Origin of the sequence: Halomonas sp. A020, assembly GCF_027943625.1 — a bacterium.
In the GTDB taxonomy this organism is placed as follows: domain Bacteria; phylum Pseudomonadota; class Gammaproteobacteria; order Pseudomonadales; family Halomonadaceae; genus Vreelandella; species Vreelandella piezotolerans.
The window spans coordinates 2388228-2402818 of the sequence record NZ_AP022850.1; the positions used below are offsets into that span (position 1 = coordinate 2388228).

At 61.0% G+C, this 14591-nt stretch carries 14 protein-coding genes; 8 read left to right on the forward strand and 6 right to left on the reverse strand.

Features of this window, described 5'->3' with window-relative positions; genetic code table 11:
• Positions 1-113 precede the first annotated feature (113 nt).
• The 4 genes from FRH_RS11075 to FRH_RS11090 all read left to right on the forward strand — a co-directional run bounded on the left by FRH_RS11075 (position 114) and on the right by FRH_RS11090 (position 4569).
• Positions 114-1388 carry an ABC transporter substrate-binding protein gene (locus FRH_RS11075; protein ID WP_139525446.1) on the forward strand — a complete coding sequence of 425 codons (1275 nt, stop codon included), beginning with the start codon at positions 114-116 and terminating at the stop codon, positions 1386-1388.
• 98 nt (positions 1389-1486) lie between these two features.
• Positions 1487-2401: a sugar ABC transporter permease gene (locus tag FRH_RS11080; RefSeq protein ID WP_139525447.1), complete on the forward strand. Its 915-nt coding sequence runs from the start codon at positions 1487-1489 to the stop codon at positions 2399-2401.
• Positions 2394-3272 (forward strand): carbohydrate ABC transporter permease, encoded by an 879-nt coding sequence (locus FRH_RS11085; RefSeq protein WP_054641198.1) that lies wholly within the window; start codon positions 2394-2396, stop codon positions 3270-3272. Before FRH_RS11080 ends, FRH_RS11085 begins: the two co-directional genes overlap by 8 nt.
• Positions 3273-3447: 175 nt before the next feature.
• Positions 3448-4569 (forward strand): ABC transporter ATP-binding protein, encoded by a 1122-nt coding sequence (locus tag FRH_RS11090; protein ID WP_139525449.1) that lies wholly within the window; start codon positions 3448-3450, stop codon positions 4567-4569.
• 18 nt (positions 4570-4587) lie between these two features.
• On the opposite strand, the gene FRH_RS11095 is transcribed toward FRH_RS11090, so the two are convergent.
• Genes FRH_RS11095 through FRH_RS11110 form a run of 4 tightly spaced genes read right to left on the reverse strand, consistent with a single transcriptional unit; the run spans position 4588 to position 8177 of the window.
• Complete coding sequence (locus FRH_RS11095) at positions 4588-5625, reverse strand: TIGR01620 family protein (RefSeq protein ID WP_139525450.1); 1038 nt, start codon at positions 5623-5625, stop codon at positions 4588-4590.
• Positions 5622-7010, reverse strand: coding sequence for a YcjX family protein (locus tag FRH_RS11100; protein WP_139525451.1), 1389 nt, complete (start codon positions 7008-7010; stop codon positions 5622-5624). The genes FRH_RS11095 and FRH_RS11100 overlap by 4 nt, the downstream gene beginning before the upstream one ends.
• A 47-nt stretch (positions 7011-7057) precedes the next feature.
• Positions 7058-7249: a hypothetical protein gene (locus FRH_RS11105; RefSeq protein ID WP_058576924.1), complete on the reverse strand. Its 192-nt coding sequence runs from the start codon at positions 7247-7249 to the stop codon at positions 7058-7060.
• A gap of 58 nt (positions 7250-7307) precedes the next feature.
• Positions 7308-8177, reverse strand: a complete 870-nt coding sequence (locus tag FRH_RS11110) for a D-hexose-6-phosphate mutarotase (RefSeq protein ID WP_153842322.1) — start codon at positions 8175-8177, stop codon at positions 7308-7310.
• 117 nt (positions 8178-8294) lie between these two features.
• Between FRH_RS11110 and FRH_RS11115 the strand changes: the two genes are divergently transcribed.
• From FRH_RS11115 to FRH_RS11130, 4 genes are all read left to right on the forward strand, one after another.
• On the forward strand, positions 8295-8537 hold the full coding sequence (locus FRH_RS11115) for a GlsB/YeaQ/YmgE family stress response membrane protein (RefSeq protein ID WP_139525453.1): 243 nt from the start codon (positions 8295-8297) through the stop codon (positions 8535-8537).
• A 181-nt stretch (positions 8538-8718) separates the two neighbouring features.
• Positions 8719-11184, forward strand: coding sequence for a YbeU/YbeR family protein (locus FRH_RS11120; protein ID WP_153842323.1), 2466 nt, complete (start codon positions 8719-8721; stop codon positions 11182-11184).
• A gap of 211 nt (positions 11185-11395) precedes the next feature.
• Positions 11396-11926: an NlpC/P60 family protein gene (locus FRH_RS11125; protein ID WP_231125521.1), complete on the forward strand. Its 531-nt coding sequence runs from the start codon at positions 11396-11398 to the stop codon at positions 11924-11926.
• Between the two features lie 37 nt (positions 11927-11963).
• A complete protein-coding gene (locus FRH_RS11130; RefSeq protein ID WP_139525456.1) occupies positions 11964-13151 on the forward strand; it encodes an MFS transporter in 1188 nt (395 codons plus the stop codon).
• Here the strand turns inward: FRH_RS11130 and FRH_RS11135 are convergent.
• Positions 13119-13751, reverse strand: a complete 633-nt coding sequence (locus tag FRH_RS11135; RefSeq protein WP_139525457.1) for an ATP-binding cassette domain-containing protein — start codon at positions 13749-13751, stop codon at positions 13119-13121. The genes FRH_RS11130 and FRH_RS11135 overlap by 33 nt on opposite strands.
• Positions 13744-14565, reverse strand: a complete 822-nt coding sequence (locus FRH_RS11140; RefSeq protein WP_139525458.1) for an ATP-binding cassette domain-containing protein — start codon at positions 14563-14565, stop codon at positions 13744-13746. Before FRH_RS11140 ends, FRH_RS11135 begins: the two co-directional genes overlap by 8 nt.
• Positions 14566-14591: the final 26 nt, after the last annotated feature.

Consider the following 14591-nt stretch of genomic DNA (forward strand, 5'->3'; position numbering starts at 1 on the left):
TCTGCGATGAGCCGCCTCACCACGAAGTGCGGCGCGATAACCGCGATAAAAACGGCGCTCTCGCCGTTTACCCATCATCGTTATCCCTATAAAAACAACAGCAGGAGCAACTCATGCGTCATTTGTTACCCGTCTTCAAAAAATCCGCCCTCGCGCTGGCCCTTGCCGCCGGTACGGCCCTGGCAAGCACCGCGCAGGCCAATGAGGTCGAAGTGCTGCACTGGTGGACGTCCGGTGGTGAAGCCCGCGCGGCCAACGTTCTCAAAGAGCTACTCGAAGCCGAAGGTTACGGCTGGCAGGACTTTGCGGTGGCCGGCGGTGGCGGTGAAACCGCCATGACAGTGCTCAAATCCCGTGCCATGTCAGGTAACCCACCCTCCGCCGCGCAAATTAAAGGCCCGGAAATTCAGGAGTGGGGCGAGCTTGGCCTGCTAGGTGACTTAAATGAAGTGGCGGATGCCGAAGGCTGGAACGACCTGTTACCAGAAATTGTGGCCGATATTATGCGTTATGACGGCCAGTACGTAGCCGTGCCCGCAAACGTACACCGGGTTAACTGGCTGTGGGCCAACCCAGACGTGCTGGAAGCCGCTGGCGTAGAAATGCCCACCACCCTCGACGAGCTGTTTGCCGCCGGGGAAGCGATTCGTGAAGCGGGCTTTGTGCCGCTCGCCCACGGTGGCCAGTCCTGGCAGGACGCCACCGTATTTGAAAGCGTGGTGTTAGGTAGTCAAGGCACCGAGTTCTATCAGCAGGCGCTGGTGGAGCTAGACCCAGAAGCCCTGGGAGGCGAGCAGATGGTCGCCGCACTGGAAGATTTCAAACGCCTGCGCGAGCTGATGGACGAAGGCATGCCGGGCCGCGATTGGAACATTGCCACCGCGATGGTGATCGAGGGCGTGGCCGGTTTCCAGTTGATGGGTGACTGGGCGAAGGGGGAGTTCACCGCTGCAGGCATGACCGCCGGTGACGACTACCTGTGCGCCGCCGCTCCGGGCACCGAAGGCGCCTTTACCTTCAACATCGACAGCCTGGCGATGTTCCGCGTGTCCGATGATGCCGAGCGTGAAGCCCAGCACACGCTGGCGCGTTTGGTGCTTGAACCCACCTTCCAGGAAGCCTTCAACCTTGCCAAAGGCTCCATTCCCGCACGGCCCGATCTGGATATGAGCGAGTTCGATAGCTGCGCCCAGCAGTCAATGGCCGATTTCCAGAGCACTGCCGATGAAGGCGGATTAGTGCCCAGTATGGCTCACGGTATGGCCGTACGTGCCGACGTTCAGGGAGCCATCTTCGACGTCGTGACCAACTACTTCAACGACGCCGATATGCCCGCCGAAGAAGCGGCCCAGCGACTGGTCAGCGCCGCAGAAGCTGCCTCGTTCTAAGCGCGGCACCATTGGCAATAGCGCAAGTAAGCGCTGAACGTACGCAACCAGCGCCGCCGCAACGGCGGCGCTAGCGGTTGACTGGCGAGGAATTCCCCATGAGCGAAACCCCAACGCACACCGCGTTGCGGCCAACGGCCTCTGGTCGGCTGCAGGCCTGGCTGCCAAGGCTAGTGCTGGCACCCTCGGTGGCGGTGTCTCTGTTTTTTGTTTACGGCTTTATGCTGTGGACCTTTGTCTTATCACTCACCAGCTCGCGTATGCTGCCCAGCTACGATTTTGTCGGGTTTGGCCAGTATGCGCGGCTGATGGCCAACGAGCGCTGGTGGGTGGCGTCTACCAATCTGATGATCTTTGGCACGCTGTTTATCGTGATCTGCTTAGTGCTGGGGGCACTGCTGGCGATGCTGTTGGATCAAAAGATTCGTCAGGAGGGCGCGCTACGCACGGTGTATCTCTACCCCATGGCGCTGTCGTTCATTGTTACGGGGGTCGTGTGGAAGTGGCTGCTGAACCCGCAGCTAGGCATTCAGGCCATGGTGCGCAGCTGGGGCTTCGAGTCGTTCGAGTTCGACTGGATCGTCGATCCGGATATGGCGATCTACACCTTGGTGATTGCCGCCGTTTGGCAGGCCTCTGGCTTCGTGATGGCGCTCTTTCTCGCCGGGCTGCGCGGTATCGACGATAGCATTATCAAAGCCGCCCAGCTCGATGGCGCGAGCCTGCCGCGCATTTACTGGCGGGTGGTCATGCCCTGCCTGCGCCCGGTGGTGTTCAGCGCGGTGATGATTCTGGCCCACATTGCCATCAAGAGTTTTGACTTGGTCGTCGCGCTCACCGGCGGCGGGCCGGGCTATGCAACGGACCTGCCGGCCACGTTCATGTATACCCATGCGTTCAACCGGGCGCAGATCGGGCTAGGGTCGGCCAGTGCCATGCTGATGCTCGGTGGGGTACTGGCCATCCTGATTCCTTACCTCTACTCCGAATTAAGGAGCCGCAAACATGGCTAATGTGATTCGTCGCCAAACGCCTGCGGCCAAGTTGTGGCGTGGCGTGCTGTACGCGGTCCTGGTCATCGCCGCGCTGTTCTACGTGCTGCCGTTGGTGGTCATGCTGATGACCTCCATTAAACCGCTGAGCGAAATCAGCGCCGGGTCGCTGCTGTCGTTACCGCAAAATCCGACGCTGGCCCCCTGGGCAAAAGCCTGGGGTGAAGCCTGCACCGGTATGCGCTGCGAAGGCGTGGGTGGTTATTTTTGGAACTCCTTTGCCATCGTCATTCCTGCGGTGCTGATCTCCACCGCCGTGGGTGCGCTGAACGGCTATGCGCTGACAAAGTGGCGCTTCAAAGGCTCCGAGTTGGTGTTCGCGCTGATGCTGTTTGGCTGCTTCATTCCGTTTCAGGTGGTGCTGCTGCCCATGGCACAAACCTTGGGATGGCTGGGGCTTTCCAGCTCGCGAGCGGGGCTGATTCTGGTGCACGTGGTGTTTGGTATCGCCTTCACCACGCTATTTTTCCGCAACTTCTACGTGGGCATTCCCAACGAGCTGGTGTCGGCGGCCAAGCTGGACGGTGCCGGGTTCTTCCGTATTTTCTGGCGCATCCTGCTGCCAGTGTCGGCGCCCATTATCGTGGTGTCGGTGATTTGGCAATTCACCCAGATCTGGAACGACTTCCTATTCGGCGTGGCGTTCTCGGCACACGACACCCAGCCGGTTACCGTGGCGCTCAATAATCTGGTGAACACCTCCACCGGCGTGCGCGAATACAACGTCGATATGGCCGCCGCCATGATTGCCGCACTGCCCACCCTGGTGGTGTACGTGCTGGCGGGTAAATACTTCGTACGCGGGCTCACGGCAGGCTCAGTTAAGGGCTAATAACAACTAGGTGCATGGCAGTCGCAGGTAGAGGTCAGCATCACCCCGTAGCGGGGGTCTTTCGCCAGGACGGCGAAAGTAGCGCCCAGGGAAGGGTTTACAGCGCCCCCGCCAAGGGGTGATCTGACCGGTGCCAAGGCGCTTCTTGCCAGCCCCTTAGAACAGGATTTTCATCATGGCAGCGTTAGAGATACACAACGTACGCAAAGAGTTTGGCAGCGAGCGGGTGCTGAAAGATGTCAGTATCTCCATCGATTCCGGCGAGTTTTTGATTCTGGTGGGGCCATCCGGCTGTGGTAAATCCACACTGATGAATGCCATTGCAGGCCTTGAGCCGGTCACCAGCGGCAATATTTATATCGACGGCGAAGACGTCACCTGGCGGACCCCCGCCGAGCGCGATATCGCCATGGTGTTCCAGTCCTACGCCCTGTACCCCAGTATGACCGTGCGCCAAAACATCAGCTTCGGCTTAGAGATGCGCAAAGTACCCAAGGCCGAGCGGGAAGCCGCCGTGGAGCGGGTGGCCGATCTGCTGCAGATTTCCCACCTGTTAGAGCGCAAGCCCGCCCAGCTCTCCGGCGGCCAGCGCCAGCGGGTCGCCATGGGGCGCGCCCTGGCGCGGGAGCCCAAAGTCTATCTTTTTGACGAGCCGCTCTCGAACCTGGACGCCAAGCTGCGCGTGGATATGCGCACCGAGATCAAAAAGCTCCACCAGCGCCTGGGCACCACTATCGTTTACGTTACCCACGATCAAGTAGAAGCCATGACCCTGGCAGACTGTATCGCGGTGATGCGTGACGGGCATATTCTGCAGTTGGGCAGCCCCGATGAGGTCTACAACAATCCGGTGGATATGTTCGTGGCGGGCTTTATGGGCTCGCCGTCGATGAACTTCATCCGCGCCACGCTGGAAGCCGACGGCGATGGCTATGCACTGCGCATTGCCACCCCCGACGAAGCCGACCTGCTGCTGCCCTGGCCAACGGCCCGACACACGGCAGGCTTGGTAGAGCAGCTCGACAAGCCGGTGATTCTGGGTCTACGGCCCGAGCACTTTAGCGAAGAGGACCTGCGCCTCAGCGAGCAAGCCGAAGGTACGCTGTTGGACGCCAAGGTGAGCGTGGTGGAACCGACCGGTGCCGATATTCTGCTGCGCCTGCCGCTGGGTGAGCAGGAGATTACCGCGCGGGTCGGGCCCAAATGTGAGGTATCACCCGGGGAGCGCTTGGCGCTGAGGGTCGATATGTCCCGAGCGGTGCTGTTCGATGCTGAAACCGAGCAGCGGCTGGCGTGAGCCGCTGGGTGAGTGGTATTAATCGCGGTGACGCGCGGCGGGGGCGGGCTCTTTGTCGAGCCGCTTGATCTGCCGCCAGAGGTCTTGGCGAAGGTCGGCTAATTTGGGCTGCTCCTCTGGCGTAAAGGCCACCGGGCGGCACAGCCGCTGGGCACGCAGCCCCAGGCGGGCGCTCAGCAACCCGGTCGCCAAGCCCTGGCCGGCTCGCGCCGAAAGGCGGCCTGCCAAGTCCAGCGAGAGCATGTCCATGCTGGCATCGGTGGCCAGTTCGCTGGCGCCTGCAAAGGCCATGTTGTGCAGCACGTGGCGAAATAGCCGCAGGCGGCTGGCGTAGCCAAGCTCCAGCCCGTACAGACGGCTCAGCCGATCCACCATGGCCAGGCTGCGCCACGCCACCAGCGTCATGTCCACCAGGGTCAGCGGGGAAACCGCCACCATGATGGCGGTTTCCCCCGACATCCGGGTAATCAACCGCTGAGCTTCCCGGTCACGGGGGGCCAGCAGGTGGTAGCGCAGCAGGGTTTGAATCTCTTCCCCGCTGTGGTGCGGCTGGCACGCCCGCTGGAAGGCCAGCCAGTGAGGATCATCGTTGCTCAGCGCGAGCTGCTGTTTCAATTGAACGGCCATCGCCTGGGCCTGCTGGCTGGAACGCTGGGGAAGCTCGGCTAGGTTGGCCCGTAACTGGTCGTGTCGCTTTAAGCGCCGCAAACGGCCCAGCTCCTTGAGAAGCGATACACCGCCCAAGCCAATCAGGCTAATCCCAAACAGCTGCCACGCCATCGTCATCCACTGGGACTGGGACAGCGCGTCAGGAATGCCGGTTGCCAGCTCTACCGTGCCGAGTGTGGCTCCGCCTGCCAAGGCGAACATCAGCCCCCAGCGGCGCTTGCGGGGCGCGCCTAGGGTCTCTTCCGGCAGTGCTTTGAGTTCGGCTTGGGTCGCTAGCGGCTGGTGCGATTCAGTCGCCGAAAAGCGTTCGTGCTGGCGCAGGGTTTCCGGGGTAGGTTCGGGCGGCGCTTCGGTGTGGAAGTCGCGGCGGGGCTGAGGGTTGCTCATGTCAGTTTGTCTCCAATCAGCCAGTCAATCGCGGCGTCCATACGGATGTGGGGCAGTGCCTCGCTATCGGCGGGCATCGGGCGGAAGCTGGGGAAATCAAACCCTTGCTGCTGCCAAAAATCGGCTTTGGGCAGGCGGCTGGGCACATCGCCGGGGTACACCAGCACGTCTTCGCCTTCTAACGTGGTGCCTTTCAGCGCTGGTGTTCGCTTGCCATCATGCAGCACTTCGCGGGCCTCGGTGGCGCGAATGGCCGCCAACGACAGCGCTTTCACCGGGATATCTGCAAAGCGTAAGTCTTTCAATGGCTCCGCCAGCAGCGCTTCTAACAGCTGCACCACTTGGGTGTGTTGGTCGGGTGTCACATGGTCCGCTTTGGTGGCGGCAATGGCGAGGCGGTCAATTTTGGGAGCGAACAGCCGGGTCAGCAGGCTGCGCTTGCCGTAATCAAAGCTCTTCATCAGCTGTTGCAGCGCGCGGGAAAGATCCTCGAAGCGCTCCGGCCCGGCATTGAGCGCGCCCAGCACGTCCACCAGCACAATCTGGCGGTCAAAGCGGCGGAAGTGGTCGCGGTAGAAGGGGCGAACCACCTGCTGCTGATAGTAGCGAAAACGCGCCGCCAGGGTGGCGTAGAGGCTCGACTCGGGCAGCGCGTCGAGGGTTTCTTTGGGAATATCTAATCCAGGCAGTGGGAAGAACTGCAGCACCGGTGCGCCATCCAGCTCGCCGGGCAGCAAAAAACGCCCCGGCTGCAGGTTAGAAAAGCCCGCCTGCTTGGCGCGCCGTAGGCCCAATGCGTAGGCCTCGGCCAGCGTGGCGAGCTGCGCTTCATCGGCTTCCGCCGTGGGGTCTAGCTGCTCTGCTTCGGCCAACCATTCGCTAAACAGCGCTCGGCGATGGGGGCCTTCGTGCTGGGCTTGGCTCTGGCTCCAACTATAGAAGTCGTGCTGCAGCAGCGGTAAATCCAGCAGCCATTCGCCAGGGTAGTCGAACAGGTCCAGTGTCAGGTGAGCGATATCCGGCGTGAACCAGCCCTGTTGGGCAGGGCGGTAGCGCAGCTGCAAGCGAAGCTCGCTGATACCCCGAGTAGGCTCTGGCCAGCGCGGCGGTGTGTCTCTCAGCGAGGCCATGCCGGGGTCGTAAGGGAAACGCGGCACCCCTAGGTCAGGCTGATTCAAACGCTGCGCGCCTAGCAATCGCCCTTCGCGGGCAACCGATAACAGGTCTAATCGTGCTTCTACGCCTGCATGGCGCAGTTGGTTCACTAGCGAGGTCAAAAAGGCTGTTTTTCCTGCTTGCGACAGACCCGTCACCGCCAGACGCAGCTGCCGGTCTCGGCCTCGCTCTAATAGGTTGCTCAATTCGCGGCTCAGCGGCTGGCGCATCCTGTCGCTTCCTTGGTTGGGTAGGGCGTTCGAATGAGATGAGCGCGCTAGCGCTGCCACATCAAGACCAGCTGAGAGAGCATGGGCAGGGTCGCAATGATGAAGCCAACGACCGCAAGGCTATAGCCGGGCCAGCGGCGCTGCATTTTTTGCGCAAGGGTCAAACCCACCAAGCACACCACCATGCCGATTAGGTTAAAGGCCAGCGTGGCGGCCTCCAGCCATTGCTGCGGATCCATCGTCTCTCCTTGGGGATATTGGTGGCATGATCATAGCAAAGCCTCGATGAACCGATCATTAACCGCGGCTTATTGTCGTCCCTAGCAAGTGCTGTGCTCCGGGAACCAGCCAAACGGGATCAAGGCGAGTATTGGCGGCTTCGACGCATACAAAGTGCTTGGCGGCGTCAGCGGGGGTATCGTTGGGCAGTTCGCTATCCGGGTGCCAGATCACCGTAGAGTCGCTGGACTGTTTGCCGATGCGCAGCGTGCGCTGACCGTCGTCGAGCAGCACGGCTTCGTTGGTGTGATAAATACGGTCGACCGGTCCACGAATCGCCAGCGTGCCCTGCTGCTCAGACTCGGCAAAGTCGCGCAGCTTGTCCAGGTAGCGCGCCCCCGCCAGGCCCTCTAAACGGCACTGATGGGCGTCATGGACAGCCAAGTAGCTGTGCAGCGCACCGCTGGTCTTGATCGGGGCATCGCCGATGTTTTCGCTGATGATCTCGACGTTGAGCCGCTGGGCGTTGGCTTGAATCACCACGCGCGCGGTGAGCTGGCTATGCAGACGCTCTTCTGGCGAGAGGTGGACCTCGATGCCTTCGGCGTGGTCGTCAACGGCGTCCAGGCGCCACATGGCGTGACGGGCAAGCCCATGAAAGGGGCCGTTACGCTCGGGGCTTTCGTCAGCGTAGCGCTCGTCGGCGAACCAAGGCCAGCAGAGCGGGATGCCGCCACGGATCGCGCCGGGCAGCGCTTGGGGCGTTGGCGTTACCCATAGCCAGCCAGTGTCGCCTGTCGGCTGAAAGTGCAGCACCTGTGCGCCTTGCAGGCTAATGACCATTTCCCCCCAGGCCATGTTGAAGAGCGTAACGTCACGGCCTTCCCAGGTGACGCGTTGATGACCATCAACATGACTAAGTAGCTGTTTAAGGGAGTCGGGAATCATAGGGGAATCCTTGTGGGCAAAGGCAACAAATAGGCAGAACAGTAGCGCCGTGTGCTATGGTAGGACAAGCATAGATGGAAGGTAAAACCCCAAGCTGAGTGAAACCAAGGAGGTAGTATGGGCTTTATTGCGTGGTTAATCATTGGTGGTTTAGCTGGCTGGATCGCCGGCAACATCATGCGTGGCGGCGGCTTTGGCGTGCTCGGTAACATTGGCGTCGGCGTGGTCGGTGCGCTCGTCGGTGGTTTCCTATTCAGCCTGCTGGGGCTGCAGGCGGGCGGCTTCATCGGCTCGCTCGTCACGGCGACCGTGGGGGCCGTGGTCTTGTTATGGGTCATTAGTAAAGTTAAAAGCGCCTAGCGTTTCTCACGCTAAGTGGTATCTGCTGCCCGGCCTTTGTGCCGGGCAGCGCTGTTTTGTGCGGCGGCTATCGGTCTTGGCAGCAGATTCCGTTACACTATTCGGCTTTTAGCAGCCGCGACTGGCTGCTCCGATGGGTGATGGCTTTCATGGATCGCTTTCTGTTTCTTCGAGGTGTCTTTTGGTCGACGCACTAACTACCTGGTGGGCTCAACAGCTGGTGCTGTGTGACTGGGCTTTTACGCCGCATCCACTGGCGGTGGATGCGGTTGCAGCGGAGCAGCGCCTGCTGGAACTGGGTATGACAGATCGTGGCGCGTTGGCAGACCAGCTATTTTTTGCCCTTGGTGCGCCATCGGGGGGTGCCGACCAACTGCTGGGCGCGCTGGAGTGGTCAGCCCTGGCGGGAGCAGCAGGCTGGTTGAGTCAGGCGCAGGCGGCGAACTGGGCGCACCACCTAATACGACGCATCACCGCCGACTACGGCGATCAGCGAGCGTGGCTGGCCGACCTGCGCCGCGCCTTAGGTGCTAAAGGCTGGGAAACCGGTGCCGATGACCGTTTTATCGATGCCTGCCAAGCGTTGTCGGATCTAGAGAGTGAAGGTGAAGGTGTTACCTGGCAGGCGCTGGATGCCGCGCTCGCCGAGCGTGGCGCCCCAGCATCGTTGTGGCCTCAGTCTGCTGCAGCCCAGCCCTGGCGGTTGGGCGCACTGTTCCGCCCGCTGGTGTGCTATCCAGCCAGCACCGCCGATTGGCCCGACGCCACGCAGTGGTTGGCGCGTGTTTGGCAGATTCACGACCGTGAGCAGTTACTGGAAGTGATGCTTTGGCTCAGTGCCCAGGGCGAGCGCCAGCGCTGGGATATCGAAGCCCGCGAACTGCTAACCATGGATCATGCTCAGCGCCAAGAGTGGCAACGGGGCGCGGTGAACGATGCGCCTTACGCGCCGGTGCTCACCACGTTCGTCAATCAGGGCGAGCCGCTGGAGTGGGCTGCCTGGGATTGGCTGCGATTGGTGGAGCTTGCCTGGGCCGGTGCCTGCTGCGGCTGGCTAAGCCAGGTGGAAGCGGACGACCTGGCGGCCCACGCGGCTGATCTCGTCGGGCGCCGTTACCACGACTGGCATGCTGTACTGAAAGCCTACCTTCGCGGGCAAAGCCTCTTCGAGGGCGTCGATCGCCGGGGGATGACGCCTAGCGCGCGTCATAAGCTGCTCATGCACGCGCCCCACAGCCCTTGGAAACACTCGCTGGGGGCGTTACTGGACGAGCCGACCCGTGATGCCTCGCGGGCGCGCATCAAAGCATGGCGTCATACGCCGCACCATTGGCTGCTCGCGTTGGCGGGCGTCCGCGAGCCGGACGTCATGTTGCGGCAACTCGATCCGTCAGCGCCGATCGCCGAACAGCGCAGGGCAGATGCCGCCGTTTACCTTCAAGACTCTCTGGGGCTGCATGCCGATGAGGGCCACCAAGTGCTGGCGCGCTACTGGCTACCTGCCCAGGCGCACCATCTTAACCAGCTGGCTGCGGATGCCGCCCATGGCGTATTGCCACCGTCGCAGACGCGCTTTGGTCAGCCGACCCCCGATGAGCTCAAACAGCGCAACGCGGTAAAAGGCGTGAGCCGCCACGCCGCGACGATTCACATGGCGGAGAAATTTGCCTTCTATCTGCATATGGCTTTCGACAGTGGTCTGTTCGAGCGCGAACCGCTCATGCAACACGCTAGCGCCTTACGTAGCTGCTTGTGTCGCTTTTATGCGTCGCCCAAGCGTCTGCTAGAGGCGTGGTTTGCCTGGGAGAGTTGCCTGCCAGAGCCCGAGCATGATTCGCTGATCAATGAAATCGCATGGCATTTGGAAGATCCTGGCAGCCTGTTCCACTGGCTAGATTGGCGCCCCGATGCTTGGTGCGAACCGGGTGAGAGACCTACATTGACCCACTTCACGGCGATGTCGCTGGTGGGGCCGCTGAACAGCGCGGTCTGGAGCGAGCCACAGTTGGAAAGTCCTCGTGAGTGCGCCGACATTCGCGAATGGGTAGAGAGCCACTATCACCTCTCTAGCGCCGACGACATGCAGGAGTTTTTGACCTTCATGTTGGAGGCGGGAGATCGGCAGGAGTACCAGATCAACTACGCGCCCTACACGCTGAACCCGGAGCGGTTGGCGGCTGAGATCGCCATATTGGAGTCCGGCGACTGCGGCGAAGAGGAGCGTCACCACTTGTTGCGCCTGCGCCGAGTGAGTACCAACGAAGATGGTTGTAATGACGTGGATATGGCCGCCTGGGACATTGCCCAGCTCGTCGATCTCGCCATTGCGGCACGTCAGCTAGGTTGGCTCGACAAGTCAGCGTTCGCGAACGTGCTCGACCGCGCCTATCAGTTGGCGGCGGATCATTACTCGGGTTGGCAGGAGTATGCGGCGGGCATGTACGCAGGGTTTTCGTTTTTCATGGGCGACACCCCGGAACGAGAGAGTTTCTTGGCCGGTTTTCGTCAAGCGCTGGTGGCTTGGTTATGCGGCGCGCCAGTGCTGGCCGGCCCCTGGGCGAGCCTGGATTTTCCAGGCAACAAGCCGCGCCATTTCGCGCCGCTGCATATCGATACGCTGCCGGGTGATCAACGAATCTTACATTAGGCTCGCCAAGCATAGGATAACTAGCTTATAGTCCAGGGTTTGTAAAAAATGAGTTTTCTCATGCTTGGGTCTTTTCCACTTTTTCTTCAGTCACGAGGTTAATCGCATGGTTGCGTCGCCACACCCCGCTGTGACCGCTGTCCGTGTTGTAAGTGTTTGTGTCGTCGTTGCTTTGTTAGCTGGTTGTGCGGGCTCCGCCTCACGCCAGGGTATGGAACCCCCCGAGGATTACTTCTCGATGTCGCTTCCCGGCATGCAGGGCGCCAATCCTCAAATGTCGCCCGTTGATCCCATCGATGCGCATCTTCGCAGTCTGCAGACACCCCCGCCAACAGTCGTGCGCCAAGCGCTTCTAGAGCAGCATCAGCGGTGGGCCGGAACGCCTTATCGGATTGGAGGAACGACGGATCGAGGGATCGATTGCTCTGCCCTGGTGAGAAACGTATTCCGCGATACCTTTGACGTCGAGTTACCCCGTTCCACCCAAGATCAAGTGCATGAGGGACGCCCGATCGACCGCCAAGAGCTACAGGCGGGCGATCTGGTCTTCTTCCGCCCACCGGGACGCTACAACCATGTGGGCATTTACGTCGGCAATGGCTACTTTCTCCATGCGTCCACCTCCAAAGGGGTGATCATCTCAAGCTTGGACAACAGCTATTGGCAGCGCTATTACTGGCAGTCGCGTCGGGCGCTAGAGCCGACCAATCTGGCTCAGCTCAGCAGCCGTTTCATGCCGTAAGTGTTCGCCGTGAGCGTCCGTTCACGTTGGAAAGGCCATGATTGAAGCAAAGACGCGCGCTTGGTGGCGCGCGACGGCGGCCCTCTGTTTAGGGTCGTTTTTGGTGTTCATCAACCTGTACGTACCGCAGCCGCTGCTGCCTGGACTCAAAGAGACCTATGGCGTGTCGACGCTAGGTGTCAGCCTGCTGATGTCGGTGTCGACACTCTCGCTGGCCTTGGCGCTGCTGGTGTTTGGGCCGCTCTCCGACGCGATTGGTCGGGAAGCCATCATGCGGTTTACGCTGCTCCTGGCCGGTGGCCTGTCGCTTGCCTTGGCCTTTGCGCCGTCCTTCGAAAGTTTGCTGTTGCTGCGCTTGCTGCAAGGCTTCGTGCTCGGAGGTTTGCCTGCGGTGGCCATTGCCTGGATGGGCGATGAGTTCGACAAGACGGCTCTGCTGAGCGCCGTCGGGCTCTATATCGGCGCCAATTCGTTGGGCGGTATCAGCGGACGTATCGTTGGCGGTGGTGCCGCCGCCATCGGCGGGCCAACGGCAGCGTTTATTGCAGTGGGAGCCATGACCCTGGTTGGCTGTGTGCTTTTCTGGCGGCTACTGCCCAACAGCCAAGCCTTCGTGCCCAAACGTTTTCATTTGCGTGACGCAGTGACAGACCTGCTGGGACATCTGCGCTCACCGGTGCTGCTCGCCGCCTACTGTCTAGGCGGCATCAACTTTCTGATTTTTATCAACCAATACAGCTATATCACTTTTCGTCTAGCGGATGCGCCTTATCAGTTGGCGACCAGCGGTCTAGGGCTGATTTTTCTTACCTATCTGGGCGGTACCTTTGGTTCGACGGTGTCCGGCAAGTTGGCGGGGCGTTTTTCACCTGCCATCTGTATTAGCGCAGGCATCGTGATTCTGATGCTGGGGACGGCTGTGACCTTGGCGGACTCGCTGGCACTGATCATATTGGGTTTGACCATTAACGCTTTTGGCTTTTTTATGGCGCATTCGCTGGCGTCTAGCTGGGTGGGGCGCTATGCCCAAGGAGCGCGGGGTAGCGCATCAGCGCTCTATCTCGTGTTTTACTATCTAGGTGCCAGCATTGGCGGTTTTTGGTTGGAGCCCTTTTGGCGCTGGTCGCAGTGGCAGGGCGTGGCGATCGGTTCGTGGCTGCTGCTTTGCGTGACGCTGTTCATTAGCGTGGGCCTATGGCGCTTCGAGCGCCGTACCAGCCGTTAATTGCCCACCCGCCAAATGCCACCGTTGATGGCACAGGCGCTTTAGCAGCGCCGTATCGTGGCTGATTACCAGCACGCCCAGGTTGTGGCGTTCCGCTTGGGCGCGCAGCGCCTGCCAAAGGGTTAATTGGGTGATGGGATCCAGCATGGTTGAGATTTCATCGGCCACCACGTAGCGCACGCCGGGGGCGAGTGCGCGAAGTACGCATACACGCTGTAGCTCTCCGCCAGAGAGGGCGCTGGGAAAACGCTTGAGCCAGTGCGGCTCAATACCAAACGCTTTCATCAGCGTATCGGGGGGTGTCCATGCCTCTCTCACTATCTTGCCTACCCGCCAGCGCGGGTTGACCGCCAGCTCAGGTGACTGCGGAAGCCACTGTACGGGGCTTAAACCTTGTGTCGGTAGCGGCGCGCCGTCAATGGTCACTTGGCCCTCGTGGGGGGCTAGCTGACCTGCCAGCAGTTTACCCAGGGTGGTTTTTCCTGCCCCAGAGTCGCCGCTGAGCCCGATCCATTCGCCAGGTGCAAGCCGAAGGGAAACTCCTTTCAGGAGCGGCAAGCCGGAAGGAAAGTGAAACGAGACACCATGGGCTTCAAGCAAGCGTTGGCTCCTGTCGCAAGGCGGTGACTGGCAGCGTGCTGAAAGCGTTATCCGGCAGCGCGTGCCAGAGGGCGCGTGCATAAGCGGTGGTTAACCGTTCCCCTTGGCCCTGAAACGCTTTGGCGGGGGCGGTCTCTAGGCCTTTGCCGTGTCGCATCACGGTGACGCGGTCGGCAATGGGCAGGGCATGGCGAAGGTCGTGGGTAATCAGCAATACTGCTTTGCCCTCGAGTGCCATGGCCTTTAGCGTTGCCAGTACGCGGTCGCGCTGTGTGGGGTCTAGACCCACGCTGGGCTCATCGGCAATCACTAGGTGCGCGTTGCCCACTTGGGCCATGGCGATGAGTACGCGACGGGCCATGCCACCCGAGAGCTCATGGGGGTAGAGGGCGGCGGCGTGGCTAAGCTGGTAGTGGCCGAGCAGCGCCTCGGCACGCTGATCGGCGGCGGGGCGTTCAAACCCCACGCGCTGGGCAGCCCAGCGTACCTGTTGCTGGCTACGAGCGAGAGGGTCAAGGGCGCTTAGTGATTGGGGAATCAGCGCTAGCTGATGGCCGCGTAGCTGGCGCTGACGCGCAGGGGTTAAAGGCGCTGAGTGAAAATGCAGCGTTCCCTTCATCTTAGCCGCCGACGGCAGCAGTCCCATAATGGCGTAGGCGAGCAGGCTTTTCCCTGCGCCTGATGCCCCCACCACCGCGTGTATTTCGCCCGCTGCTATGTGCAGCGATAGCGCGTCGATACAGGTGGCCCACTCTCTTTGCCACCAGCGGGGGTAATGGGGCAGTTCTAGGGTCAGCCGTTCGATATGCAGCATGGCAAACTCCTCAGGTAGACCGTATC

What these genes read in the sequence shown, in the direction of transcription:
- FRH_RS11110 (WP_153842322.1), bottom strand. Translation starts at nt 8,177, where the DNA reads ATGATTCCCGACTCCCTTAAACAGCTACTTAGTCATGTTGATGGTCAT.
- FRH_RS11130 (WP_139525456.1), top strand. Translation starts at nt 11,964, where the DNA reads ATGATTGAAGCAAAGACGCGCGCTTGGTGGCGCGCGACGGCGGCCCTC.
- FRH_RS11090 (WP_139525449.1), top strand. Translation starts at nt 3,448, where the DNA reads ATGGCAGCGTTAGAGATACACAACGTACGCAAAGAGTTTGGCAGCGAG.
- FRH_RS11115 (WP_139525453.1), top strand. Translation starts at nt 8,295, where the DNA reads ATGGGCTTTATTGCGTGGTTAATCATTGGTGGTTTAGCTGGCTGGATC.
- FRH_RS11100 (WP_139525451.1), bottom strand. Translation starts at nt 7,010, where the DNA reads ATGCGCCAGCCGCTGAGCCGCGAATTGAGCAACCTATTAGAGCGAGGC.
- FRH_RS11125 (WP_231125521.1), top strand. Translation starts at nt 11,396, where the DNA reads ATGGAACCCCCCGAGGATTACTTCTCGATGTCGCTTCCCGGCATGCAG.
- FRH_RS11140 (WP_139525458.1), bottom strand. Translation starts at nt 14,565, where the DNA reads ATGCTGCATATCGAACGGCTGACCCTAGAACTGCCCCATTACCCCCGC.
- FRH_RS11105 (WP_058576924.1), bottom strand. Translation starts at nt 7,249, where the DNA reads ATGGATCCGCAGCAATGGCTGGAGGCCGCCACGCTGGCCTTTAACCTA.
- FRH_RS11075 (WP_139525446.1), top strand. Translation starts at nt 114, where the DNA reads ATGCGTCATTTGTTACCCGTCTTCAAAAAATCCGCCCTCGCGCTGGCC.
- FRH_RS11095 (WP_139525450.1), bottom strand. Translation starts at nt 5,625, where the DNA reads ATGAGCAACCCTCAGCCCCGCCGCGACTTCCACACCGAAGCGCCGCCC.
- FRH_RS11085 (WP_054641198.1), top strand. Translation starts at nt 2,394, where the DNA reads ATGGCTAATGTGATTCGTCGCCAAACGCCTGCGGCCAAGTTGTGGCGT.
- FRH_RS11080 (WP_139525447.1), top strand. Translation starts at nt 1,487, where the DNA reads ATGAGCGAAACCCCAACGCACACCGCGTTGCGGCCAACGGCCTCTGGT.